Consider the following 23,418-nt stretch of genomic DNA (forward strand, 5'->3'; position numbering starts at 1 on the left):
CCCTCAGGCTTCAACCGGTTCCCGCCGATCGCGGGTCAGCACCAATTCGTATTCCGTATGTGCGGGTCGCGCGAATTCGACCACCGCGCGCACACGCTCCTCCAGATCATGCAGCGCGCCATGAACCCGGGCAAAAGCGCGCTCGCGTAGGCAGAACTCGACGCGAAACCGGTACGGTTCACGCACCGCGAGCTCCGTATCCACGCCGACATGCGAGCGCCCGATGACGAAACCGTGTACCGGGTTCTCGTCGATCGACGATTCACCGATTTCGCCGAAGCACAGAGCAAGCAGCTTTTCCATGTAATCGCGCGTGCCGCGTCTGCCGTAGAGCGGCACGATGCCGGCCACGATGTGCCGCAGCTCATCTGCCGAAAAATATCGATACGGCGTGAACGCGACCCACTGCGCGAGCCACGGCATGAAGCGATCGGGCGCGGGCGGGCGCGCTTCACTCTGGATGCTGGCGGGCCCGTTGATGGTTTGCCAAAGCGCGGCCGGTTTCACGCCGAGCGGTGCGAAAAGGCTCGGAATCGCATCGATCTCGTCGCCGACGGCGGGCGCGTTCGCGTTGCCGCTCGCGAGCAGCATGAGCTCGAACGCTGCGAGCAGCGCACGCAGCTGGTCGCCGCCGTCGGCGCGATAGATCGCGGGGAGCGCAGCCAGCAAGCGGCCGGCGGTGTCATTCATGATCACCTCCCCAATGACGCATCCGGCGCGCGCGATCATTCAGGCCGGCATCGATGAGTGCAACGTGGGCGCGCGACACCGTCAGCCGCAGTTGCTCCCAAGGCTTGAGCAACACCGACGCGAGCATGCCGCTGCTATCGCGCACGAAGCGCACGAACGTGTCTTCGGACAGATGCGCGGGCCCGCCGAGCACCGTGTCGACGCCGATCGTCGCCACCGTGCCGACCTGTACGCCGACGCCGCGCGCCTGCAGCTGAGGGTCGCTCGTCGCATCGAGCACGGTGACGGCCTCGACATAATCAATGCCGGGCGCAGCATCGATCGTCTTCGCGATCGACGCGAGCGAGAGTGTGCCGCCGAAGTTCACCGCATTCGCGTTACCGAAACGGTCCGCGAGGACGTCGTCGACGCTGGCAAGCGCCTCATCGAGCGATACGCCCGGCAACGGCGACACCGCGAAGGCGATCGATACATGCAGCACCGCTGGCGCGACGACCGAAAGATGCGTCGTCAAGAGGGAGCGGGACGCAAGATCGCGGCTCACTTTTTCGCGCACGTGCCTGGCGACGTCGTCGGGCACATCGGCGGGCAACGCCAGCACGACGCTGACATGGCCGCGCGCCTGCCTGGCGGCGTCGGGCCCATGTATACGCGCACCGCTCAGATTGACGTTCGCTATGCAGCGCACGCCGATCGCACGATCCGGCAACTCGCGCGCGGCCATCGCGCGGGCGAAGCACTCGAAGTCCGCGGGTGTGACCGCGCATTCCATCTGCGAGAGCCCGCTCACCGCATCGCCAATGGCACGCGAAAGTTCGGCGGCGAGATCGACCGCGCCGTCGGACTGTGTGACGAGCGGCACGATATCGTGATTCGGCGCGCCCTTCAGCAGCCGCAGGAATTGCAGCTTCGCGGCGGGCGTGACGCGGCCGATCCGATACAACAACGCATCGGTGAAATAAGCGAGCAGCTCGACCAGCGTGACACCCGGATCGGAGGGATTGTGGTCGGTCCACTCCGGCGCATGCGCCGGCACGAGCGCCATGCCTTCACGCACGAGCGTGTCGTAATCGCGCTCGACGACAATAGGCGCTTCCGGCGCACTGAAATGGGTGTCGACTGCGGGCGTGGACATGATCAGCGGCCCGCCAGGATGATATGACCGCCCGCGCAGATCAGGAAATCGCCGCGTGCCCGCACGCCCGGTGCGGGCTCGATGAAGCGCAGGCGCAGCGCGCGCACCGCCTCGATGCCATCGATCGCATCGAGGCAGGCGAGCAGATCGGAGGCGTGCGGCTCGACGCCGAAGCGCCAGCCGTGGCCCGCATCGCCACCGGTCAACGGATGCAAATATGCATCGAAGCGCGCCGCGCATGCGATGCGCAAGCGCTCCGGCGATGCATCCGCGGCGACGGCCAATTCCGCATCGACGCAGACTTGCACGTAAACCGGCCCCGCCAGAATCAGTTCGACGCCCGCCGGCGCACGCGCTTCCAGGTAGCGCTTCACCGCCGCGAGCAGCGCCAGCGTCGGCTGCGGTGCGCGATCCGTGCCGCACGGCACGACGGTGACGCTTACGACGCCGGGCGCCGCCTGGCCGCGCGCGTCGCCCGTCGACACGTCGCGCCCGCCGATGCATGCCGCGCGCGCGATTTCAGGCGACGCGCCCAGCGCGAGATCGGCGTAATCGTCGCGGCAAACCGCGCGGCCGCGATGACGCACGCGCGCGAGCGACGCGCGGCGCGCCGCGTGATCGTCGGGAGCGTCCTGTCCACCGCTCGCCCAATCGCAATTCTGCGCCGACGCGACATACGGCACCGTCGTGCGCAATTGCGTGATTGCGAGCGGCGGCTGATTGCCCTGCACACCTCCTCCCGCGCTGTAGCTGATGCGCACGTTGTTACCGCCGGCGGGGGGCATCCGAGCGCGCCGGCCATCACCGAACCGCAGGGTGCCCGTGGTCCTGTCCAGCACGAAGTCGCGCGCGTCGCGCGCGCTTGCTGCGAAATCGTCGACGCGGTTCCAGCGCACCCAGTCGCGCGCCGAGCCGGTATAGGCTTCGCGCACCTCGACGCGCACCTCGCCGACCACCGGAGCACGCGCGGTCCTGAACGTCTGCGCAGGGCGCTCCGTCGCCGAGCCGAGCAGTTCGTCTTCGAAGCGCAGCGCCTGCACGGCGGGGACCACGTTGAGCACGATCTGGCGGATCGGCGGCGCGTCGTCGGCGGTGTCGAACAGCACGCGCAGCCAGAGCAGCGCGTGATCCGCGTCGAGCAGCGTGTCGTGCCATGGCGCGATGCCGCCGTGCGCGATGGTCACCTGGACATAGCCCGGATGCCGAAAGCCACCTGTCATGTCGATGGATTCGCAGTCGCGCCAGCCCTCTCCGTTCGATACTTGCCAGCGTGGCTTGTCCCCGCCGTGGCCGGAAACATCATCGTCGCGATAGATCGCGCGCGCGCCGTGCTGCGCCATGCCGACATACAGGCTCAGATTGTGGCCGGCAAGCTGTTCAGGCAGCGCACGCAGTCCGATGTACAAAGCGCGCGCAGTCTGATCGAGCGATGGAAACGGCTGGAACGCAGCGCGCTCACCGGTTTCGTCCACAGCCAGGCGCTCCCACGTCAGTCCGTTCTCGACGATGATCTCTTGTGGCGCCAGCGGCCCTGCGTGCAGCGACATCGCAAGGCCGATGCGCGCGATCGAAGGCGGCGCGTCCATCGGCACGGCGAAGTTTTCCGCCGATGTCGCGCTCACGCGATAGTTGCCCGACGCGAGACGGGCGCGCAGCCAGCCCTCGGCGGCGCCGTTGATGGTCGCCGGAATCGCGTCGGCCGGCACCGCGAAACTGACCGTGCCGCTCTTCGTGAAGGCGTCCGTACCATCGTCGACGGAGACCGGGCGCCAGCCGCTTGCCGTGTGCGCTTCCCAACTCACGCGCGGCGCACCGTCGCGGCTCACTGGCGGAATCGGCGAGGCGCCGGGCGCGGCATCGGCTGGATTCGTCAGCTCGATCGTGAGCACGACGCGCGCGCCAGCCACGGCGAACGCCTTGGACGCCAGATAGAGCACGTCGTTAAAACGCGGCCGCTCCCCAAACGGATAAAAGTCGCGCGTCAGATCGACCGGCACGCGGTTCGACAGTGCAGTATCGAGCGTGGCTCCCGTAAGCGCGCGATCCGCGGAAATCGCGAGGCCGGTGATCGTCGAGCTGCCGATGCCGGGCGCGTTCGCACTGGCGCGCAAGCGGCACGTGAGCCAGCCGTTCTCGACGCCGTGCAGCTTGCTCGCCTGCCACGGCGACGGCACGCTGAAGACGACCGTTCCGCTCGTCGTAAAGCCGTGCGTCGTATCGCTCGACGGATCAAGCTGGACGAAACCATCTGGCCCGCACATGCCCCATTGCAGCGAAAGCGGTTCTATCGGCGCCTGAGCGCGCGCGATCCGCACATCGAGCGAGAAGCCGGCGAGATCGGGCGAGCAGAAGAATGCGCGATGCCCGATGTGCATCGCCCGCACGAAGGGCTGCCCATGGCTGCGGAGCGACTCGCCATCGCCCAGGCCTTGCGGCGAAACGACCGCGCTCGCATCGGCAAGCGTCCCCGCGTGCGCATCTACCCACATGGCGCGCACGGCCTCTGCACGCAGCACTTCGAGATCCGCCGTCGTCTGGAACACGACCGGCTGCGGCCGCCCGCCCGAGCCGGGCGCCGCGACTTCGGTGAACTTCGGCACCACGGGCACGGGCGCGCCCTCGCCCGCCTGCGCCGCCTTGAACGCGAGAGGCGCGTACGCGGGCGTGGCCGGCTCGCGCCCGTTTGGTCCCATGTCGAGCATCTCGACGAACGCGGCCAGATGCGCGACGGGCGCCGCATTCAGGCGCTCGGTCAACACCGCGCAGTAGTGCGTGAAGACGCGCGTGAGCGCATGCCGCAGCGGATCGGCGGCGCTCGCATCGGCCCCGGTGTCGCGAAGCTGGAGCGCGTCAGAGACCGCGGCGTCGATCGCGGCCGCCGTGCGTTCCTGCGTCACGAAAGGTGCATGGTCGAGCATCACGTGAGCGGCCTGTCGAGGTAGAACGGATAGACGAGGTTGAAGCGGTTGTCGGTTAGCCGCACGCGGTAGTCGATTTCGATCTGCAACTGCTCACCGTAGCCGCCCGCGCCCGATGCGTGCACCTGCATCACGTCGATGCGCGGCTCCCACTTCTCGAGCGCCTCGCGTACATGAAACTCCGCCATGCCCTGTGTGGATGGCCCATTCACGTTAAACACCAGGTCGTGCAGGCCGCAGCCGAAGTCCGGGCGCATCACCCGCTCGCCCTTCGCCGTCGAAAGAATGAGGAAGATCGATTGCCGCACGCACTCCTCGTAGCGCGCGACCCTGATGCGCTCGTCCTTTAGCGCCACGGGGAACTCCCAACCGACTCCAAGCACCTGCGCGGGCATATCCATTGCCTCCTTAGCTGTTGATCTTCACGAGCGCGCCGGAAATGCTCATCGGCCCGGTGGAGGTCATGTCGAGCGTGGACATCGCGCTGATCTTGACGTCCGCCTTCGAATCGATCTCGATGCCGACGCCTTGGAGCGTGAGTTTGCCCGTCGTCGAGCGGATCGAAATATCGCCCTGCGCCTCGATCGCGATGGTGTTGCCCGACGCGCAGATCGTGATCTTGTTGGTGCCCGTCTTGTCGATGATCTCGATCTTCTCGTCGCCCGCCGCATCAGACAGGCGCACGATGTGCCCGCTTCTCGACTTGAAGCCGCGGTTGTCGTTCTTGCCGTTGGTGTTCGATTCGTGTGCGACGTCCTTGCCGTTCCACAGCGAGCCGACCACGAACGGATGCTCGACGCTGCCATGCTCGAACGCGACCAGCACTTCGTCGTCAACTTCGGGCAGGAAGTACGCCCCACGCCCGTTGCCGGCCATCACCGTGGCGACTCGCGCCCAGTTGCTCTCGTCGTCTTGATTGAGCCACGGAAAGCGCACCTTGACGCGATGCATGCCGTCCGGATCCTGATTGTTCGTCACGACGCCGACCACCACGCCGTAATAGCGCCCTTCGGTGTCAGCGTGCGCGAGCAGGTTGTGCAGGAGCTGGTCGTGCATCATGTCGCGTTCCTCCGCGCGGCGAAGCGCACGCGATAGCCTTTCTGGAGCGAAAAGCGCTGCTCGGTGCTCGTCACGTAGTAGAGCCCGCTGAAGCGATCGCCGAGCCCTTCGATTTTCACGACGATGCCCGCGCGCATCCGCGGATCGCCGATACACACGCCATCGCCGCGGATATAGCCGAGCGCCATTTCGCCGAAGCGCTGCTTCGCCATGAGATCGGCATCGGCCTGGTTCTGCACAGGCGCGCATACGCTCGCGCCGCCCGATTTGCCGAAGATGCTTTCCACGCTCGACGGCCCCGATTTCTTGCCCGCCATCAGGCCGGCTTCGTCTCCCGCGCCCGAGCGGCCGACGATTTCTTTCTTGCTCTTCGGGTCCCAGCCTTTGACAAGCACTTCCTGCACCTGCCCCATCGTCGACATGCGCGGCCGGAATTCGAGCAGCTCGATCTCGGGCCGCAGCGTGAGCGTCTCGCTCGCATCGATCTTGCGCGGGCGGTAAATCAGCGAACGGTCGTCGACGACCACTTCGTAATGGATGCGTTTTGCGCGAGCGAGCAGGAATTCAAGGTCGGTCTGGCTGTGCTGGAAAACGTAGGGCAAGGTGACCTTCGAGTCCTCGACTTGCGGTTTCAGTCCAGCGCCGCCCGCAAGTTGGCTAGCGATGTCGCTGTCCTTCACGTTGGTGTACGAGCGCGTCTTGCGCTCGCGCATCAACCGATGGCGCCGGTCGTAGCCGCGCACGGTGAGCGTCGGAGGGGTGTTCTCGAGAAAGGCCGGCTCGAGCCCGGTGATCTCGCCGCTGAAGATCACCTGCCGGTCGTCGCGATAGCCCATCTCGATCTCGACGGGATTGCCCTCGCGGAAGATCGCTTCGTCGACCCACTTCACCTTCATCTGCACGGTGTCGTAGCAGGTCAGCGAAAACGTGAACATGCTCATGGCATCGACATCCTCGAGCACGCAGACGTCGATCAGGTCGGCCGTCGCAGCTTCCGGCAGCGGCGCGCCGTTGATCTTCAGCCCGAACTCGGGCGCGAGCGTATCGAAGCCGGTGCGCGCGTTCACAGGATGTCCTCGGCTCTCATGACACGCGAGGCGCTCGGGCGCACCGGCGGCAGCAGGATCGTCGAGCCTGGCGCGAGCGTGAGCGGGTCGTCTATGCCGTTGGCCGCCGCGATGTCACGCCAGCGACTCGCATCGGCATATTCCTGCGCGGCGATGCTGGCGAGCGTCTGCCCGCGCCTGACGGTCCAGACCTTGGCGACGTCAGCGGACATGAGATTCTGCTTCTTGCGATCGTCGATGTTCGAGCGCCATTGCTTGAAAGAGCATTTGAGCGTGGCGCGCACGGGCGTGCCGAGTTCGGTGAACAGCGTATAGTTCTGATCGATCTGCATGAGCACGCCCTGGAAGAACACCGCCTGTGTGCCCCATTGCAGCCGGCACACGGGCGGACGATGCTTGTCGCCCGCCACAGCCGCGAGCGCGAGCAGCTTCTTCGTTTCAGCGAACACGCTGTCCTTCTGGTCGATGGGTTTGTCCGAGTCGTAGGTGTCGAAGAACAGATCGACCGAGAGGGTCGCCGGGTCTGCGCTCGTGTATTGCAGCTCGGGGGCGTCGCGCTTGGCTGCCTTCTGACTTTGCCAGCTCACCGAGCGCGAGACCGACAGCGTCTTCGGGTTGAACTTCACCTCGATGTTGGTTTCGCTGTGCTCGTCGAAACGCACGTCCTTCTCGCCGTGGCCAACCTCGACCTGAATGACCATCTTCGCTAGGCCCATGATGAATACCCCCGGCGTTCCTGTTCGATGGCGAGCTTGTCGAGGATCAGCTGCCAGGCTTGTTCGGCGAGTTCGCTGGCGTCTACCCCTGTGTTCGCGGCTGAGCCTGCCTCTGGCGTTGCTCGTTTGCCGGCGGTGGCGCTCGTGGTCGGCGACGACGTGCTGGCGGTCGCTGTGGCGCCGGCGTCGCGCGTGACCTGCGTGCCCGGGGAAACGACGCCGTACTGCTCGGCGGCGCGGTCGACGAACGGGGGTTCATTTGTAGGGAGTGCCGGTGCAATCCCGCGCTCGGTCCATGCCGTGCCCGGTGCTCCATCGCGGTACGCTTCGCGTGGGTCACGCGGCTCGCTAGCATGACGCAGCGGTAAGCTGGCCGTCTGGCGCACGGAGGCTTGCGGCTTGACCGCGATACTCGTGGCGCGTGTGCGTTGCACGGCGTTCATCGCAGACCTGTGCGGTGATACGTTGTCGATCTGCGTGGGGATCGCGTGCGATGCGATACCAGGCGATGACGCGGCGTGTCGGGGCGGCTGCCGTCCGTGGTCGATCGAGCTCGCGTCCGTTGCCTCGGCGTGTGTGAGCGGCGGCTGCGTTTCCCGGCCGCTGGCGTTCGCGGCTTTTGCCTTGGCGTGCGTGAGCGGCAGTTGCAATTGGCCGTCGATCGCACTCGCCTCGTCAGTCGTCCCGTGCGCTGGCGGCTGTTGTGTTTGCCCGCCGACGGCGCTCGCCGGCATATCGACGAAACGGCCGATTGCGCTCGACGTCCGCCATGTGGTGTCACGAGCGGGCATCGATTGATGCGGGGAACGGCTGGCGTCGACGGCAAGGCGAATCGCGCTGGAAAGCAGGGTCTTTTTCAGGGTGATCGATGCCGATCCTGCGGGTTCGATCGATGGCGATCGATGGAAGCTGACGGCATCTCGCACCGCAAACGCCTTCGGTTCGAGGCGCGTCATGGCTTCATCTTCCATCGCCCCGCTGCGATCGGAGCGTTCGAATACGTGTGCCAGGGGTGTCGGCACCGTCGCGGTTTGAGCTGCGCTCGCGATCGAGACGCGCGACGGAGATGCCTCTGACGCATGGGATCGGGCCGAAGATCCGCGTGACACCTTCGATGCGTTCGACACATCAGGCACGCTCGTCACCGCGCCGTCCGCGCGTCGCAAAGCCAATGCCGTATGTTCGGGCATCGGCTCGGCAGCGCTGCGGGTCACGTGCGGCGTTGTCGGTTCTTGGGCCTGGTTCGAAGGCGCGCGTGCATCAGTCGACAGAATCTTCGACGCCGCGCGATGAGCGATGTAATTCGTCGCCGCAACAGCTTCGTGCGCGCGAACCAGCCGTTCCACGCTGGTAGATGGCGCCGATAACGAAGGCAGCGCTTGCTTCGAAGCCATTGAAACAGGCGAAAACCGACCCGCCGCGACAGGATGCGAGAAATCCGACGCGGACAGCACCGCGCGAGCGAGCGGCTGAGCCGCGAAGGGCGGCGCGGCCCGCTCGATCGAAGTACGGAACCGCGCAGCCGACGGCCCAGCGCCTTCGACGGGAACCCTACCTGTCGATCCACGCGCCAATGCGCCATTGCGTTCTGGCAAGATCGCGTAACTTGCCGCATGAGGTATGGGCGAAGCAATAGGTAGTTCGTGCGTGGCATTCGTAACCACTCGCCGCACGACTTGCGCATCCGGCAGACGATCCGTCGCGCCGTGTGCGGTGATGCCGGCCGCGCCGCCCGGCATCACCGGGCCGTATTGCATCTGCCCATCTCTGACACTATCCGCTTCAGCAGACACTGCGTCGTGAAGAACATGCATATCGGGCAAAGTTTCGACGCGCGCATGCGTGGGCGCATCTGAGCGCCCGGACAAATCATCCGCGGCAGGCAGTACTTTCGATGACCCGATGCGGGCTACGGGCGCGAGCGCGGCAGCAAGCGGCGTCGGCGATGATCGCTCGATGGAGTGCGGCTCACATGCTGACCGCATGACCATGGCGGCAGCCGGTATCGATCCGGATGAGGAAACCGGGACGCGCAGCACGAGCGATCCGGACACGACACGAGCGCTCGATGGGTCCGCATGGCCAGATGCATATCTGTCCGGTACTTCGGCGCCGCGCGCCGCCACTTCATGCGAAGCCGCAGGATCCGAACCATGCGCGGCATCGCTGCCCGATTCCCGCGCGCGTCTCGCCACGACAGCAGCCGCATCAGCCAGATGCTTCAATACCGCACGCTCGTCCTTCGCTGATCGGGTGTCCTGCCGCGCAGCCGCCGAGCCATCAGGAAACAACGGCACAGCAACTCCCGAGGCAGCATTCGTAGCCAGTTCGCCGGCCTCATCCACGACGGCAGACGCGCGCGCATCATCCCCGCCAGTGCCGGGAACCGAAGCCACTCGCCTCGCCACCACGAATGTGCGCTGTACGCCTGCGCCCTGCTCACGCCCGCCCGCGCGACGCATCAGCATCTGCGAGAACAGCATATGACGCGCATGAAGCTCCTCGCCGAACGATGCTCGCGCACCATTGCGCGCCTGCGCCGATAGCGCCGTCGTCGTGTGCTGACGCCACAGCGACGCGCCGAAGTTTTGGTCGTCGCTCATAGCATCAATCCCTGATGTACGAGTTCGACCGTCTCGAACGCCACTGCTGAGGTCGCCGCGCGCAGTTCGGGGCCGGTCCACTTCACCGGGCAAGCCTTGCGGAAGACCCAATGCGGAGCGTTATCGTCCCCGTGCGCGCCGTTGACGCAGTTGATCGTAAGCGTCACGTCGCGGCGCTGGATGGTGCCCTTCATCACACCGAGATACCATTTCCAGAGATACGGAATGTCGCCAAAGCCGCGCTTGAGCACGATGCGCGAGCTGTATTTGGTCGGACCAGCAAGTTGATGTTCGCCGTTGTTCCATCCGCCCTCGCGATACGTCTCGACTTCCGTCTCCATCGCAAGTCCCGACACTTCAGCGAAGCCGGCGACGGTTTTCTGATCGATCATCACCGAATACGCGAAGGCCAGATAGAAGTCATCAGGTGTGGTATTGCTGGTCAGCACGACGCTACTCCCATGGATCGCGCTCGCGGCGTTCGGCCTCGTCGTTGATCCGCTCGTTGATTTTGGCGACCTCGCTCACCCAGCGCCGGCGCTCGATATGATCGAGCGTCATCAGTTGCGCGTGGGGCCAGTGAACGTGATAGGCCAGGTAGGCTACCTCCTCGTACAACTGCTCCGGGCGGTAGCCTATCGCTCCCCCGTGGGGTCGACCTCCACCTCGAATCTCTTCTCGCAGCCCGGGCACACAACGGTCAGCCTGTCATGGCCCTGCGTGTTGATGCGCCGGTACAGATCTTCCAGATGCGCGAAGTCAGCGGCGAACAGCTCCTCGATCACACGCGGATTGACCTGCGGCAAGTCGCCCAGACGCTTCACTACACGCGAGAGCAGAATCACCGCGAGATATCCGGGATTACTCTGCACGCGTGGATCTTTCATCGGTGCGATTTCGTCACTGGCGGTGGCAAGGCGCATCACGCCCTCGCGATGCACGATACCGTCGGCATCCACGAAACCGTGCGGCAGCGTGAAGCTGAATTCGGTCTGCATGCTCATTTGGTGCGATCCAGTCCTTCGTGCGTGAGCTCGATGGTATCGATGGCGACCTCGTTCGCGGTGGCGTTGAAGCCCGGCCCGGTCCACTTGGTCGGCCATGCAGCGACGAAGTCCCATTGCGCGACGTCGTTGCCTTCATCGTCCATCAGGATGATGGAGCCGTTCTGGCGAGCTTCCTTGATCTTTCCGTCCATCACCTGCTTGCGCCATTTCCACAAGTCGAGATCATTGGTGATGCCGCGCTTCAACGTGATATTGGCGAACTTCTTGAGGCCCGGCAGCTTGTGTATCGTGAGCGTCTTGTCGTCCCCTTCGCGATAGTCGATGGAGTCCGTGGCCGCATCGAGCCCGCTCACTTCCCTGAAGCCTGCCCGCTGAATGCCGCCGATCTGCACACGAAACTTGAAGCCGCGAAACGGGTCTCTGCGTTCTCCGGTTGCCATGTTCCTCTCTCCTTCACACCACCTGCGTTGATTGAAAGCCCAACTGCCTCACACCTGCAACTCCGGTCCCGCGACGCTCACGCCATCGGCGCTCTGTGTGATGCGCACGGTGACGAACTCCGCGGGCGCCGCGGCCGCGAGCCCCGCTAGCGCGCTCACGCGACCCGCCAGGCGCTCCTCGGGAGGATTGGTTTCTGCGTCGCACTTTACGAAGTACGCCTCGGCCTGATCGCCGCCCTTGAGCGCGCCCGCACGAAACAGATCGCCGAAGTAGCCTTCGAGCCTCTCGGAAACGGATTTCCACAGCGTCGGTCCGTTCGGCTCGAACATCAGATCGCGCAGGTGATATTCGAGCTCGCGCCTGATCGCGAGCAGAAGCCGCGTGACGTTGACGTAGCGCAGCTCGGGCCGGTTGGAGAGCGTGCGCGCGCCCCACACGCGCAGACCCCAACCCGGCCGCTCGCGCAGGCAGTTGATGCCCACCTGATTGAGCGCGGCCTGATCGGTGTCCGCCAGATCGAATTCAAGATCGAGCGCGCCTTCGAGCACTTCGTTGGCTGGCGGCCGGAACACCCCCTCGCGCCGGTCGCAGCGCGCATAGACGCCCGCGATGTGCCCGCACGGCGGAACGCGCACGGTCGGGTGCCAATCCTTTATCGCCGCAATCGTCGCGATCGGCTTAATGTCGATCCACGGGAAATACAACGCGCCGTGCTCAGCGGGCAGCGTCTGCCATTGCTTGATGACGGCATCGAGCGAGGCGCGCTTGCGTTCATCCACGGCGATGTCGCCCGTCTCTTCGGCCGAGGGCATCGCATCGAGCACCGCGAATCGATTGCCCATGCGCGCGCAGTGCTCCATGGCGCTCGTCTGCACCGCGAGAGCCGCATCGCGCGCGCGGGGCGAATCGCCGAGCAGCGGCGACATTGCATCCGGCACGCAGACGAGATCGATCTCCTCGACGTCCTCGAGAAAGCCGCCGTTGTCGAGCGGCGCCGCAAGCAGGCGCGGAGCATCGTCGCCGCGCGCCGCCTGCACGGGCACGACGAGACAGCGTTCGCCGCCGTTCTCGAAAAAGCCGCGCACTGCGTGCATCAGGAACGTGCTCGCGCCGGCATCGGCGTTGAAGGTGCACGCGAAGCGTTCCCAGCGGTCGAACCAGAGCGCGCGCGGCGCATCTGCCGGAAACGCACCCGGTGCGACGAAGCCGATGAATACGGGCACGCCGCCGCTCAGCCCGTGCTGCCCCGCGAGCCCCCGCGAGCGCCACTCGATGTACAGGCCAGGCGTGCGCAGCGGCTGCGTGCCCTGCTCGACCAACGATTCAAACTTCATGACCAGTCCCGCCGTTCGTAGCCACGTGTTTTCGTCCCCGGGCTCACGACTGCCCGCTGCCGGTCGACTGCGTGATGCGGAAGATCACAAACTCCGCCGGCCGCACGATCGCCACGCCAATCTCCGTGATCACCTGCCCCACGTCGCGCACTTCGGGCGGATTCAGCTCGGCATCGCATTTGACGTAGAAGGCCTGGTCGGGCGTCGTGCCGAATAGCGCGCCCGTACGCCACACATTGGTGAGGAACGCGGTGATATTGAGGCGGATCTTGCCCCACAGTGCTTCGTCGTTCGGCTCAAAGACGATCCACTGTGTGCCCAGCTCAATCGACTTCTGCAGGAACAGGAAGAGCCGCCGCACGGGCACGTACTTCCATTCGCCGTTGGCGTCACCGCCAATCGTTCGGGCGCCCCACACGGTCACCGCGTTGTTCATGATTCGCAGCGCATTGACGCCTTGCGGATTGAGCTCTGACTGAATCGGTTTGCTGATGTAGTACTTCACCTCGAGCGCCCCGCGCACCACACAGTTGGCCGGCGCCTTATGCACACCGCGCTCCTCATCGGTGCGCGCATAGATACCGGCAATATGTCCACTCGGCGCGACATATGTGCGTCCGCGGTATTTCGGGCCGACCTTGCGCTGCGAATCGGAGTCCTGTAACTGTTTGGCCGGATCGACCACCTCGATGTGGGGAAAGTAGAACGCGGCGTTTTTGCTCGGGCGCGGCAAAACCGAATCGACACTCGAATACGACAGATTCTGCAGATAGAGGTCCTCGTCGTTGCCGTCGTTGACGACGTCTGGCGCATCGAGGATCGCAAAGCAGTTCTCCCGGTTCTCGGCGTGCGACATCAGCGCTTCCCAAGTGTCGGAATTGCGCGGCAGCCCCGGCGCGGTGATGATCGCGAGATCGTCGATCGACCTGAACTTCTCCAGCACCTTCTCCAGGTCCGCGGCATCCTCTATGCGCGCGACATACGCCTTCGTTCCGCCATTCTTGAAAAAACCGTTGACCGCGTGCGTCAGTGCGCTATGCCCCGGGAAATACGGGCTGAAAATCCACTTGTCCGGATTCGAATACGGCTGGTCGGGCACACCCTTGTACGCGGAGAACGTGCCGAAGCGCTGCGTGTATTCGGTGAAGTTGGTGCAGAACTTGGTTTCAAATGGATCGACATTGATTTCGAATTCCTGAAGAACGTAGGGCCTCAGAAACGAAGGCGCGATCATGACAGCATCGACGTCGTGATTCTCGAACGCTTCGTCGTCCAGTGGCGCCTCGATAGGCTCATCCACCGTCGCGCCGGGCGTCGATTGATCCCCAGGCGCGGGAGCGGAAGCCGGTGCCGACGCGGGTGTCGGCGCGGACGCCGCTTCGAACTCGGCGCGCGCCTCGTTCAGCGCCCTGGTCATGTTGTCGACGGACTTGCTGAGTGCGTCAGCCTTGTCGAGCGCTTTTTGATGCGCATCCTGGGCCCCGCTGCGCGCGCGATTGGCGTCGGTCGACGCCTGTCTGGCGTCCTTCTTGTCGCCGGTTGCGTTGTCGAGTGCCGTCTTTTTTTCTTCCGCGGCCGTATTGGCGGCGTCGAGCGCAGTTTTTGTCGTGGCGACCTCCGCCTCTGCCTCCGCCAGTTTGCGCTTCTCTTCGGCCAACTCGGCATCCTTGGCGTCGAGCGCGGTCTTCATGGCCTGGGTCGCCATATCTTGCTGAGGCTGGATCTGCGCCTCCGCCTTCGCATCGAGCTTGCCCGCCTTCTGCAACTGCGCACGCCGCTCGACGAGCGCCGCAATTGCGTGCGCGGCGCGCGCGACCACCGGATCGTAGTCCGGGTTTGGCACCGGAATATAGATCTTCCTCGGCATCACGCCAATGAAGCCGACCACGTTGGTTCCCACACCCGCGATCGGCTGCTGCGCGGATGGCACTTCCTCGACGTACACGCCCGGTGCTTGATAGGTAGAGCTTGACATGGAGCAGTCCTCTTTCAGTCAATACTGCAATCGACACTCGCCGATAACGGGAAGAACCTGAGATGAAGCGGATCGAAAGCCGTCCGCCGGAGTTCAGGGCGCGGGCGGCGACTCGCCGCGCATGCGGGGGTCGTAGTAGAACACCGGCTCCTTGACTAGCTGGATTTTCTCGACCTTACCCACATCGACTAACAACGTAACGGTGTAGTTGATCGCGGCCTTTGGCTTGCCGCCCATCGCCTGCCAGAACTCACCCAGGCTTTGCAGGCGCCCCGGCTGCAGGGCGCTGACAGGCAGCGGCATGTTGCTGCCCTTCAGGCTGCCGTGCAGCACCTCCTCCGGAAGCGCGCGGTGCCGCAACAGCACGCGCATCACTTCGCCAAGCAGGCGATGCTCGTCCTCCGCCGGACTCGCGAGACCTTCACGCGGCCACGCGGTAATCAGATACGAAGCGTCAACGCGAATGGGCGCCGCGGTGCGCAGCACGCTGCCGTCCTCGCTTCGATCGAATTGAAATTCGTGACTGCGCAACTCGGTGTTCTCTCGCACGTCGTAAAGAAACAGGTCGATGGCGGGTGTCGTGACCGATTGCGGTGGGAACCGATCGTCGGGTGCCTCAAAGCTCACCTGGATCTGATGCGCGAGGCCGGGAGACAGTTCGCTCTTCAGCAATGCCGCGAGTGTCTCGTCCAGATCGTCTAGCATGGTCATCTCTCGCTCGAGCTTCGGTCGGCGCTACACATCGTCATGACGTGTAGTACGGCTTCCTGACTTTCTGTTCAACACCAACCGGTGACGGACGATCACAGAGATAAATGACGCATCTTCGGATGCCAGGCAGTTGCGGATGCGTGGCTGGGATCGACGTATTGATGCCGGCAACCTTTATCCGATGTCCTCTATCTCTACCTGCGAGTCATGTTGGCAACCCGGCGCATCACGTTAGAGTGCGCCCTGTGTGTAAAACGCACGTAGAAGGCCGCAATTGAAAAACACGCCCCCAAGGATCGTTATGCATTGGCATGGTAGCGACCTGGAAATGGTAAGGGACACGCAAAAATCGAATGCTTTTTGCGCTGTCACGCAGTCTCGATCCGTTTGGCGCGCGGCATGAAAAGATCGCAGCGAGTGTTGAGTTAACCCAGCTACTCAATCAAACATCGCACGACTTCATCTGGACGCGGCCGTCCTGGCGTACCTCGGCACACACAGGCGCGAAGGCGTTGGCCTTGCGCGTCCGACTCATCCGCACCCCGGCTACGAGCGGAGGCATCGTGTCACATCGACGATTCAAATCGGCATTGCGCATGCTGCGCTCGGGCGCTTCCGGTCTCGCTCTTGCCCTCGTGACCGCCCCCGCGTGCGCCGCGCCTTTGCAAGCGGTCGCGGTCAGCCAGCCCGAACCGGGCAACGTCACGTTGACGGTGCTAGCGCCGGGCGCCGCGCCCGTAGCCGACGCCTTCACCCTGCAATTGCCGGGTGCGGACACGGCGCCGACCAAGGTTGCGGCGCAGTCCGTCGAACCGGCCAGTGTGCTGCCGCCCGATCTCGCCACCGCGGTGCTGCTGTGCGTGGACCGCAGCGGCTCGATGCATTCGGCGGTGCCGGCGATCAAGGCCGCGCTGAAGGACGTCCTTGCACGGCCGCGCCCGGACCTGCGCATCGCGTTGATGTCGTTCGGCTCCGATACGCCCGCGCCGACGCCTTTTTACAGCGAATCCGCGCCCATCCTCGAAGCTGTCGACGCAATCCGCGCCGAAATCGGACGCGACGGCAAGACACGCCTTTATGACGCGCTCAACATTGGCATGTCGACGCTCGCCAATGCGCCGCTGAGAGGGCCGAAGCGTCTTGTCGTCATCACCGATGGCAAGGACGAAGGCAGTCAGACGCGCTTCGACGTGCTCTCAGTGCTCATGCAGCGGCGCGGCCAACCGATGGATGCGATCGCCTTCGGGCAATCGGCGCAGAAGACATCGTCGGCACTCGCGACACTCGCCAACAGGAGCAGCGGTGCGTTCGTGCTCGCGACGAGTCCAACGAGTCTCGCAGAAGCGCTGCGCGACGATCTCGGCACCGCACCTGCATCGGCCTACGACGTGAGATTTCACTACGATGCGGCGCCGGGCCTGCCGCCGCTGCGATCGGCCCAGGTCATCTACGCGGCGGGCGCAGGCGCGCCGCCCGTGGTGATGTCGATTCGCGCCGGGCTTGCCGCACCCGCGCCGTCCGCCGCTCAACCGCCGCCGTCGCCGTCACCAACCGTTGCGTCGGCCGCGCTAGCCGGGCCCGCGAGTGGGCACCATGCAGAGTCGAAAACAGAATCCGCGAACCCGACATCCTCCGCGCACGGGAGCGCCATGACCATCGGCTCTGTCAAGATCAGCGTGAAGTTTGGCTTCAGCGTGCTGGTCGGGCTAGCGGCGACGCTCTCTGTGCTCGCCTACACGCTGCGCCGCAAGCATGTGTTCGTGCCGCCGCCTGACGAGCCACGTCCGCCCGAGCCGAAGCAACCACGCCAGGCCACCCATATCGGCGTGATGTTTCCGCCGCCCTCGCCCGGCCGCCCCGCCGCGCTACTCGTCAACGAAGGGTCGCGGGGCGCGACCCATTCGTATGCGATCGAAAAGTCCAATGTGCGAATCGGTGCGGACGAAGCGAATGATCTCATCGTGCGTGACTACTACGTGTCGCGCAAGCACGCCAACATTCGCTTCGAATCGGGGACGCTCTATCTCACGGATCTCGGCTCGAGCAACGGCACCTTTCTCAACGGCGCGCGCGTGAAGCAGGTGATGACGCTCTCGCCCGGCGACCAGATTCGCTTCGGCCATTCGACATGGGAGGTGCGTCGCGCGGCTGAGGCTAGCGTAGCCGGTCGCTCGCGCGAGCACTTCGAGCGGCCGGTGCCATGAACCGCGTTCGGGAACGTGCCGTGCACGAAGCGAGCGGCATCGAAGGCGCACACGCCGTCGACGCTCCCCGCACGCAGTCCGGCTCGACGCATGCCAATGCGAGCCTATGGTCGGTCGGACAACGCTCGGAGACGGGCTACGTGCGCAGTGAGAACCAGGATCGCATGAGCTGGATTCGCACAAGCGCGGCGGACATCTTCGTCGTCTCCGACGGCATGGGTGGCCATGCGGGCGGCGCCGCGGCGGCGAGCCTCACCGTGCAGGTGATGCAGGGCGAACTGCAAGGCCTGGGTTCCGTGCAGCGCGCGGGCGCGGCCCTCGAGCACGCGCTGCAGGCAGCCAACGCAGCGGTCTACGCGCGTGGACAAATGCCCAATCCTATGACGGCGGGCATGGGCGCAACCGTCGTCGCGCTGCTCGCCGCAGGCGAGCGGATCATGCTCGCGCACGTCGGCGACAGCCGCGCGTATCTGCTGGACCGGCGCGGCGTGCTGCGTCGGCTGACGAAGGATCACAGTGTCGTGCAGCGGATGATCGACGCGGGCGTGCTCACCGAGAGTGAAGCCGCGAATCATCCCGATGCGGGCGTGCTGGAACGCGCGCTCGGCCTGACACCGCGCGTGCCGGTCGACGTGAGCGGTTGGCTCACGCTGCGGCATGGCGAGCTTTGCATGCTGTGCTCCGACGGCTTGTGCGGATACGTCGCAGACGAGACGATCGCGGCGGCAATGCGCGAAGGCGGCGCGCCGCAGGCGATCGCCGACCGTCTGGTGCGGATCGCGCTCGAGCACAGCGGAGAAGACAACGTGACGGTGCAGGTGCTTCGCTGCGGCGAATCTCGCCGCACCTCCCTGCGGCGCTGGATTATGCGCAGCGCGCTCGCGCTGGCAACGCTCTGCGCGGCCGCGGCGATGGTGGTGGGGGCGAGATGGATCGGCGTGCATATCGGTGAACGTTCGGCTACCGGAGCCGCCGCGAACGGATCGGCGAAGGTGTCGAAGGCTTCGGAGGCTGACGCACCGGTTGCGGTGAGCGCGGTGATCGTGCCCGTTCCCCTCGCGACGGCGCTGGCATCGCTGGAAACGGAAATCGCCCGGCTCGAACGCGAGCAGCAGCAAGTCATCACGGACTACGAGCGGAAACGCGACACGCTCCATAAGAAGCGCGATGCGAAGCGCGCGCAGCACGCAGGCGCGCATGCCCCGCGGAAGAGCCCGCGTGCGGAGGAACCGGCCTCATCGTCCGAGGTAAGCACTGCTGGGCCACCACCCGGCGTGCGCGACGATGCCCTTCAGAGCGATATCGACCCGTCAGACCGTTAGACGGCCAGTCGGTCAGCCAGCGGAGATCAGCAATGAGCAACAAGCCATTCAGAAATATCTTCGGCCAGATCTGGGGAGGCGGCTTGTCCCCCGGCTCCGGCCGTTCGGAAACGGTGTGCCCGAACGGGCATCCGATGGATCCGAGCTGGACCCGCTGTCCGCGCTGCGACGCCGAAAACCGCGCAAACGAGCGCTCGAGCGAAGCCTCGTCCTCTTACACCTTCGACGATTCTGATAGCAGGGGCTCGACCATGTCATCGCACAAGCACACTGTCATCTCCGGCGAATCAACATCGTCCGACGCTTCCGCCACGCGCGAGGAAAACAGTTACGAAAGTTCGATGTCCAGTCCGTCGCCGAGTCCGCGCCGATCCTCGCGTCGCAAGATCACGGGCGTGCTCGTGACCTTCACGTGGGAGCGCCAGGGCGATCTCTTCGTGCTCTACGAAGGCCGCAACGTCATCGGCAAGGGCACCGTGGAAAGTGAAAATGGGCGGCCGTGCGACGTGCTGCTCCCGATTGACGCCACGATGTCCAACGAGCACGCGCTGATTCTCTGCCGCGCGGGGCGCTACGAGCTCTTCGACAACCGCAGCACCAACGGCACCTATGCGGACGACCAGTTCGTCGAAAGCGCGGGTGTGATGCTAAGAGACGGTGCGCGCATCAAGACAGGTGACACGGTATGGCTGTTCCGTCAGATCGATTCCGGGGACGCGCCCGCCCATCCCGGCCATGAGCGTGGTGAGGAGCCGCAGCAGCGAGAACCGCAGTCGCGCCGCGAGAACTCCCAATGGAACGAGGCGCGCGCACCGCATCGCCCGTCGCGTGACGACTCGCGAATCGAATAGCGACAGCCATGAGCTTTCGTCAGGGACAACGTGTCGGACCTTACGTGATCGAGCGCAAGCTGGGCGCGGGCGGCATGGCGAGCGTGTGGCTCGCCTGGGACGAGAGGCGCCGACAGAACGTGGCAGTCAAGGTGATGGCCGATGCGATCGAGTCCGAAAGCCAGATCGCCGCGCGCTTTCTCGACGAGATCCGCCATCACGCGGTACTGCGCCATCCGAGTATCGTCGCGGTGCGCGACGTATTCAGCACCGGCGGCCAGCCTTGCCTCGTGATGGATTTCGCCCCGGGAGGCTCGCTCGCCACTCTGCTCGACGAACGCCCGGGGCGGCGCCTGCCCGTGGCCGTCGCGCTGCCGCTCATCGGCGAAGTGCTGGACGCGCTCGACTACGCGCATCGCCAAGGCATGGTGCATCGCGATGTGAAGCCGTCGAACGTGTTGCTCGATGTCTCGAGGCAGCACGCGCTGCTGTCCGATTTCGGCATCGCGCTCGCAACGGGCGAGCGTCGGCGCACGCGCGCGGGGCAGTCGGTCGGGACGACCGCGTACATGAGCCCGGAGCAGATCCGCGCGACCGGCGCGATCGATTATCGCTCCGACGTCTATAGCGTCGGCTGCGTGCTCTACGAACTGCTCACCGGCAGACCGCCCTTCCTGGTCGAAAGCGGCCGGGACGCCAACGGCGACGACGACGCGACTGCGAGGACCACCGTGCTGAGCATGCACCTGAACAGCAAGCCGGTGGCGCCGCACAAGCGCGTGCGCGCGATTCCGCGGCACGTGAGCAATCTCGTTATGCGCGCGCTCGAGAAGGACCCGGCGCGGCGCGTGCCCGGCTGCGCGGAATTCAGGCGACTGCTTTTCGCGCCTCCCGGCTGGCGCGGCCACGTGCGGCAGTGGCTGCGCTCACCGGTCGCGATCGCGGCGGTGCTCGTGGTCGCCATGGCGGCAGTGCTGGGCGCGATGGCGATGAAGAGCGGCTAGCAGAGGCACCCAATGAAGAAGCTTCACCAGCAGTCGAATGTTCGATCAGTGATGCGCGGTTGTTTTCATCAAGCGCAGCGTCTTGCGTCAGGTAGTCCGGTTTAATTCGTAGGGGAACATCATGATCAGATCGTGCAGCATCGCTTTATTGGGCGCCCTCGTCGCGGGGTGCGCCACCACCGAACAGACTGCAGCGCTCGAATGCGGCGCGGGCGGCGCGGGCGGCGCGTTTCTGATCTGCAAGCTCGCGGGGGGCAGCGACGCGACCTGCGCGGCTGTAGGCGGCGGCGTCGGCGCGGTCGGCGCCGTGGGCTGCTATGCATGGTCGTCGAATCTGAAGAAGGAGCGCGAGGCACTCGCCGGACACGAGAACGATCTCGACGCGCGACTCGCGTATGCGAGGAGCGTCAACGACACCATGTCGAAGTACAACGATTCGCTGCGCCAGAAGGTCGCCGAGCTCTCGCAGCATTCCGCGGTCACCGCACGTCAGATCAGCGTGCAGACCAATGACGAGAGCCAGCTCACCAGTCAGCGCAGAAAAATCGACGAAACGCTGAAGGAGGCGAACGCCTCCATCGCCGAGCAAAAGCAGACCCTCGCCGACATGCACAACTTCCAGGCGCAACACGCGAGCCACTCGGAAAGCCTTGCCGCGGAAATCCGCCGTGAGGAAGCAAACCTGCAAGACACGCAGCGTCAAGCCACCGCGCTTGCCAACCTGAAGCAGAACGTCTGAGCCGGGAGCATTCTCGGTCTCTCGGGACCACGATCATGAAGAGTCCAATCGTTACGCGCGGTGCCCGCGCTGCGCTTTTCTTCGCTTTCCTGTGCGCGGCGGCCGGCTGCACCATCGCCGACCAGTACGCGGATATCAACGCGACCGATAGCCGGATCGCGATCAAGACGGATCAGCTCCAGCAGGAAGCCGACATGCAAAAGCAGTTCCAGACGCAGATGAAGCAACTGAGCGACGATCTCACCGATAAGAAGCTGACGAGCGATCAGCTCGACGCGCGTCTCGCGCAATTGCAGAGGCAGAACCGGCATCTCGCGAGCGACAACGCGAAAAAGCGCGCGCAGCGCGACGCGCTCGAGGCGGAGCTAGCGCAATACCGCTCGCAGGTGGCGGCGATCAAGGCGAGTGGCGCGACCGACGAGGCGGCCATGGAAGCGCAGAAACGGCAACTGGATCAGTTGAAGCAACAAATCCATAACCGTCTGCTCGCGCTCGCTCAGGCTGGCTGACGAAGCGATCAACATGACGACGCACTTCGCCCTGCCGCTCGCGTTGCCGATCGCCCTGCTGCTGGTCGGCGCGTGCGAGCCTGCGCGGAACTCCTCCGACGCGAGCGTGGCCTCGGCGGCGCCCGCGCCCGACCGTCTGACCAAGGCCTCGCGACTCTATGCCGACGCGCTCGACGTCATCACCGCGCGCTATCTGTTCGCGACGAACGATCCGGAACGCGTGACGCAGGACGCGCTTGACGCGTATCTCGCTTCACGCGACGCCTATTCAGGCCGCCTCACGCGCGACCAATACGCACGCTACCGCAAGGCGAACGAAGGTGGCTTCGGCGGCATCGGCATGGGGCTGGAGCGGCTGCGCGACGGCGCGACGATCTGCTACCCCGCTGCGCACGGCCCCGCCGAACGCGCTGGGGTCCATGACGGTGAGCGGCTCGTTTCGATCGATGGCGCCAGCGTGCGCGGAAAGCCGCTCCCGCTCGTCGCTGCGCTCGCGACCGGGCGCGAGGGCACGCCCGTGGAGCTCGTCGTCAGCGGCGCAGACGGCGCGCAGCGGGAGGTGCGCGTGGTGCGCACGCATCTGGACGAGCCGAGCGTCACGGAATACGACGAAGGCGTGCTCCACGTGCTCAAGATTCCGAGCTTCACGACCAGCACGAAGAGTCTTGTCGCGGCGGCGCTCGCTGGTTGGGACAAGGACAAGCCGATCGTCATCGATCTGCGCGGCAGCGGCGGCGGCAGCTTTTTCGGCGCGCTGGATACCGCGATGCTGTTTCTCAAACAGGGAGCACCGATCGTCACCGTTACCGGTCGCACGGGCGCCCACACCTATACGAGCACGCGCCTCACCGACTTCACGCCGCGCCCGGTCTTTCTCTGGCAGGACGCGCACACTGCGAGCGCCGCCGAGGTGCTGATCGCCGCGCTCGTCGACAACGGGCTCGCGCTATCGATCGGCGAGCCGAGCGCAGGAAAGGGCACGCGGCAGGACGTTGTCGAGCTGTCCGATGGTTCGGCGCTGATTCTCACCACTGGTTATCTGTCGACGCCGCGCGGCCTCGCGTTCGACCACCGCGGTCTCGCGCCGATGCGCGCGCTGCCGCCGTCGTCCGACACCGCCGCGTACGCGCGCGCCACGCTTGCGAGTCAATGAC

The 23,418-nt window shown here is 65.2% G+C and carries 22 protein-coding genes; 7 read left to right on the forward strand and 15 right to left on the reverse strand.

What is annotated here, in order from left to right:
- Window positions 1-3 precede the first annotated feature (3 nt).
- The 15 genes from LJ655_RS00930 to LJ655_RS01000 all read right to left on the reverse strand — a co-directional run bounded on the left by LJ655_RS00930 (window position 4) and on the right by LJ655_RS01000 (window position 15,656).
- Window positions 4-690: a phage tail protein gene (locus tag LJ655_RS00930; RefSeq protein WP_230559384.1), complete on the reverse strand. Its 687-nt coding sequence runs from the start codon at window positions 688-690 to the stop codon at window positions 4-6.
- Window positions 683-1,825, reverse strand: a complete 1,143-nt coding sequence (locus tag LJ655_RS00935; RefSeq protein WP_230559385.1) for a baseplate J/gp47 family protein — start codon at window positions 1,823-1,825, stop codon at window positions 683-685. Before LJ655_RS00935 ends, LJ655_RS00930 begins: the two co-directional genes overlap by 8 nt.
- Before the next feature lie 2 nt (window positions 1,826-1,827).
- Window positions 1,828-4,743 (reverse strand): putative baseplate assembly protein, encoded by a 2,916-nt coding sequence (locus tag LJ655_RS00940; protein WP_230559803.1) that lies wholly within the window; start codon window positions 4,741-4,743, stop codon window positions 1,828-1,830.
- Complete coding sequence (locus LJ655_RS00945) at window positions 4,743-5,144, reverse strand: GPW/gp25 family protein (protein ID WP_230559386.1); 402 nt, start codon at window positions 5,142-5,144, stop codon at window positions 4,743-4,745. The genes LJ655_RS00940 and LJ655_RS00945 overlap by 1 nt, the downstream gene beginning before the upstream one ends.
- A gap of 7 nt (window positions 5,145-5,151) precedes the next feature.
- Window positions 5,152-5,802, reverse strand: a complete 651-nt coding sequence (locus LJ655_RS00950) for a phage baseplate assembly protein V (RefSeq protein ID WP_230559387.1) — start codon at window positions 5,800-5,802, stop codon at window positions 5,152-5,154.
- Entirely contained in the window at window positions 5,799-6,869 is a 1,071-nt protein-coding gene (locus tag LJ655_RS00955; RefSeq protein WP_230559388.1) for a phage late control D family protein, read from the reverse strand. The genes LJ655_RS00950 and LJ655_RS00955 overlap by 4 nt, the downstream gene beginning before the upstream one ends.
- Window positions 6,866-7,585: a CIS tube protein gene (locus LJ655_RS00960; protein ID WP_230559389.1), complete on the reverse strand. Its 720-nt coding sequence runs from the start codon at window positions 7,583-7,585 to the stop codon at window positions 6,866-6,868. The genes LJ655_RS00955 and LJ655_RS00960 overlap by 4 nt, the downstream gene beginning before the upstream one ends.
- Window positions 7,576-8,541 carry a hypothetical protein gene (locus LJ655_RS00965; RefSeq protein WP_230559390.1) on the reverse strand — a complete coding sequence of 322 codons (966 nt, stop codon included), beginning with the start codon at window positions 8,539-8,541 and terminating at the stop codon, window positions 7,576-7,578. The genes LJ655_RS00960 and LJ655_RS00965 overlap by 10 nt, the downstream gene beginning before the upstream one ends.
- A gap of 1,643 nt (window positions 8,542-10,184) precedes the next feature.
- Complete coding sequence (locus LJ655_RS00970; RefSeq protein ID WP_230559391.1) at window positions 10,185-10,637, reverse strand: phage tail protein; 453 nt, start codon at window positions 10,635-10,637, stop codon at window positions 10,185-10,187.
- Between the two features lie 4 nt (window positions 10,638-10,641).
- Window positions 10,642-10,881, reverse strand: coding sequence for a DUF6760 family protein (locus LJ655_RS00975; RefSeq protein WP_329959669.1), 240 nt, complete (start codon window positions 10,879-10,881; stop codon window positions 10,642-10,644).
- Window positions 10,824-11,192 (reverse strand): phage tail assembly protein, encoded by a 369-nt coding sequence (locus LJ655_RS00980; RefSeq protein ID WP_230559393.1) that lies wholly within the window; start codon window positions 11,190-11,192, stop codon window positions 10,824-10,826. The genes LJ655_RS00975 and LJ655_RS00980 overlap by 58 nt, the downstream gene beginning before the upstream one ends.
- The gene (locus tag LJ655_RS00985; protein ID WP_008923366.1) at window positions 11,189-11,635 is read right to left on the reverse strand and encodes a phage tail protein; all 447 of its coding nucleotides are present in this window, start codon (window positions 11,633-11,635) and stop codon (window positions 11,189-11,191) included. The genes LJ655_RS00980 and LJ655_RS00985 overlap by 4 nt, the downstream gene beginning before the upstream one ends.
- Before the next feature lie 48 nt (window positions 11,636-11,683).
- The gene (locus LJ655_RS00990) at window positions 11,684-12,970 is read right to left on the reverse strand and encodes a phage tail sheath family protein (protein ID WP_230559394.1); all 1,287 of its coding nucleotides are present in this window, start codon (window positions 12,968-12,970) and stop codon (window positions 11,684-11,686) included.
- A 43-nt stretch (window positions 12,971-13,013) separates the two neighbouring features.
- Window positions 13,014-14,945, reverse strand: coding sequence for a phage tail sheath family protein (locus LJ655_RS00995; RefSeq protein WP_230559395.1), 1,932 nt, complete (start codon window positions 14,943-14,945; stop codon window positions 13,014-13,016).
- Between the two features lie 93 nt (window positions 14,946-15,038).
- Window positions 15,039-15,656, reverse strand: coding sequence for a Pvc16 family protein (locus LJ655_RS01000; protein ID WP_230559396.1), 618 nt, complete (start codon window positions 15,654-15,656; stop codon window positions 15,039-15,041).
- 563 nt (window positions 15,657-16,219) lie between these two features.
- On the opposite strand from LJ655_RS01000, the gene LJ655_RS01005 reads away from it, so the two are divergent.
- From LJ655_RS01005 to LJ655_RS01035, 7 genes are all read left to right on the forward strand, one after another.
- Window positions 16,220-17,860, forward strand: a complete 1,641-nt coding sequence (locus tag LJ655_RS01005; protein WP_230559397.1) for an FHA domain-containing protein — start codon at window positions 16,220-16,222, stop codon at window positions 17,858-17,860.
- A complete protein-coding gene (locus LJ655_RS01010) occupies window positions 17,857-19,182 on the forward strand; it encodes a PP2C family protein-serine/threonine phosphatase (RefSeq protein WP_230559398.1) in 1,326 nt (441 codons plus the stop codon). The genes LJ655_RS01005 and LJ655_RS01010 overlap by 4 nt, the downstream gene beginning before the upstream one ends.
- 32 nt (window positions 19,183-19,214) lie before the next feature.
- Window positions 19,215-20,033 carry an FHA domain-containing protein gene (locus LJ655_RS01015; protein ID WP_230559399.1) on the forward strand — a complete coding sequence of 273 codons (819 nt, stop codon included), beginning with the start codon at window positions 19,215-19,217 and terminating at the stop codon, window positions 20,031-20,033.
- An 8-nt stretch (window positions 20,034-20,041) separates the two neighbouring features.
- Window positions 20,042-21,016 carry a serine/threonine-protein kinase gene (locus tag LJ655_RS01020; protein ID WP_230559400.1) on the forward strand — a complete coding sequence of 325 codons (975 nt, stop codon included), beginning with the start codon at window positions 20,042-20,044 and terminating at the stop codon, window positions 21,014-21,016.
- 121 nt (window positions 21,017-21,137) lie between these two features.
- Window positions 21,138-21,755 carry a hypothetical protein gene (locus LJ655_RS01025; protein ID WP_230559401.1) on the forward strand — a complete coding sequence of 206 codons (618 nt, stop codon included), beginning with the start codon at window positions 21,138-21,140 and terminating at the stop codon, window positions 21,753-21,755.
- A gap of 35 nt (window positions 21,756-21,790) precedes the next feature.
- Complete coding sequence (locus LJ655_RS01030; RefSeq protein ID WP_230559402.1) at window positions 21,791-22,264, forward strand: hypothetical protein; 474 nt, start codon at window positions 21,791-21,793, stop codon at window positions 22,262-22,264.
- Between the two features lie 13 nt (window positions 22,265-22,277).
- Window positions 22,278-23,417 (forward strand): S41 family peptidase, encoded by a 1,140-nt coding sequence (locus tag LJ655_RS01035; RefSeq protein ID WP_230559403.1) that lies wholly within the window; start codon window positions 22,278-22,280, stop codon window positions 23,415-23,417.
- Window position 23,418: the final 1 nt, after the last annotated feature.

The organism is Paraburkholderia translucens, from assembly GCF_020881035.1.
Lineage (GTDB): Bacteria > Pseudomonadota > Gammaproteobacteria > Burkholderiales > Burkholderiaceae > Paraburkholderia > Paraburkholderia translucens.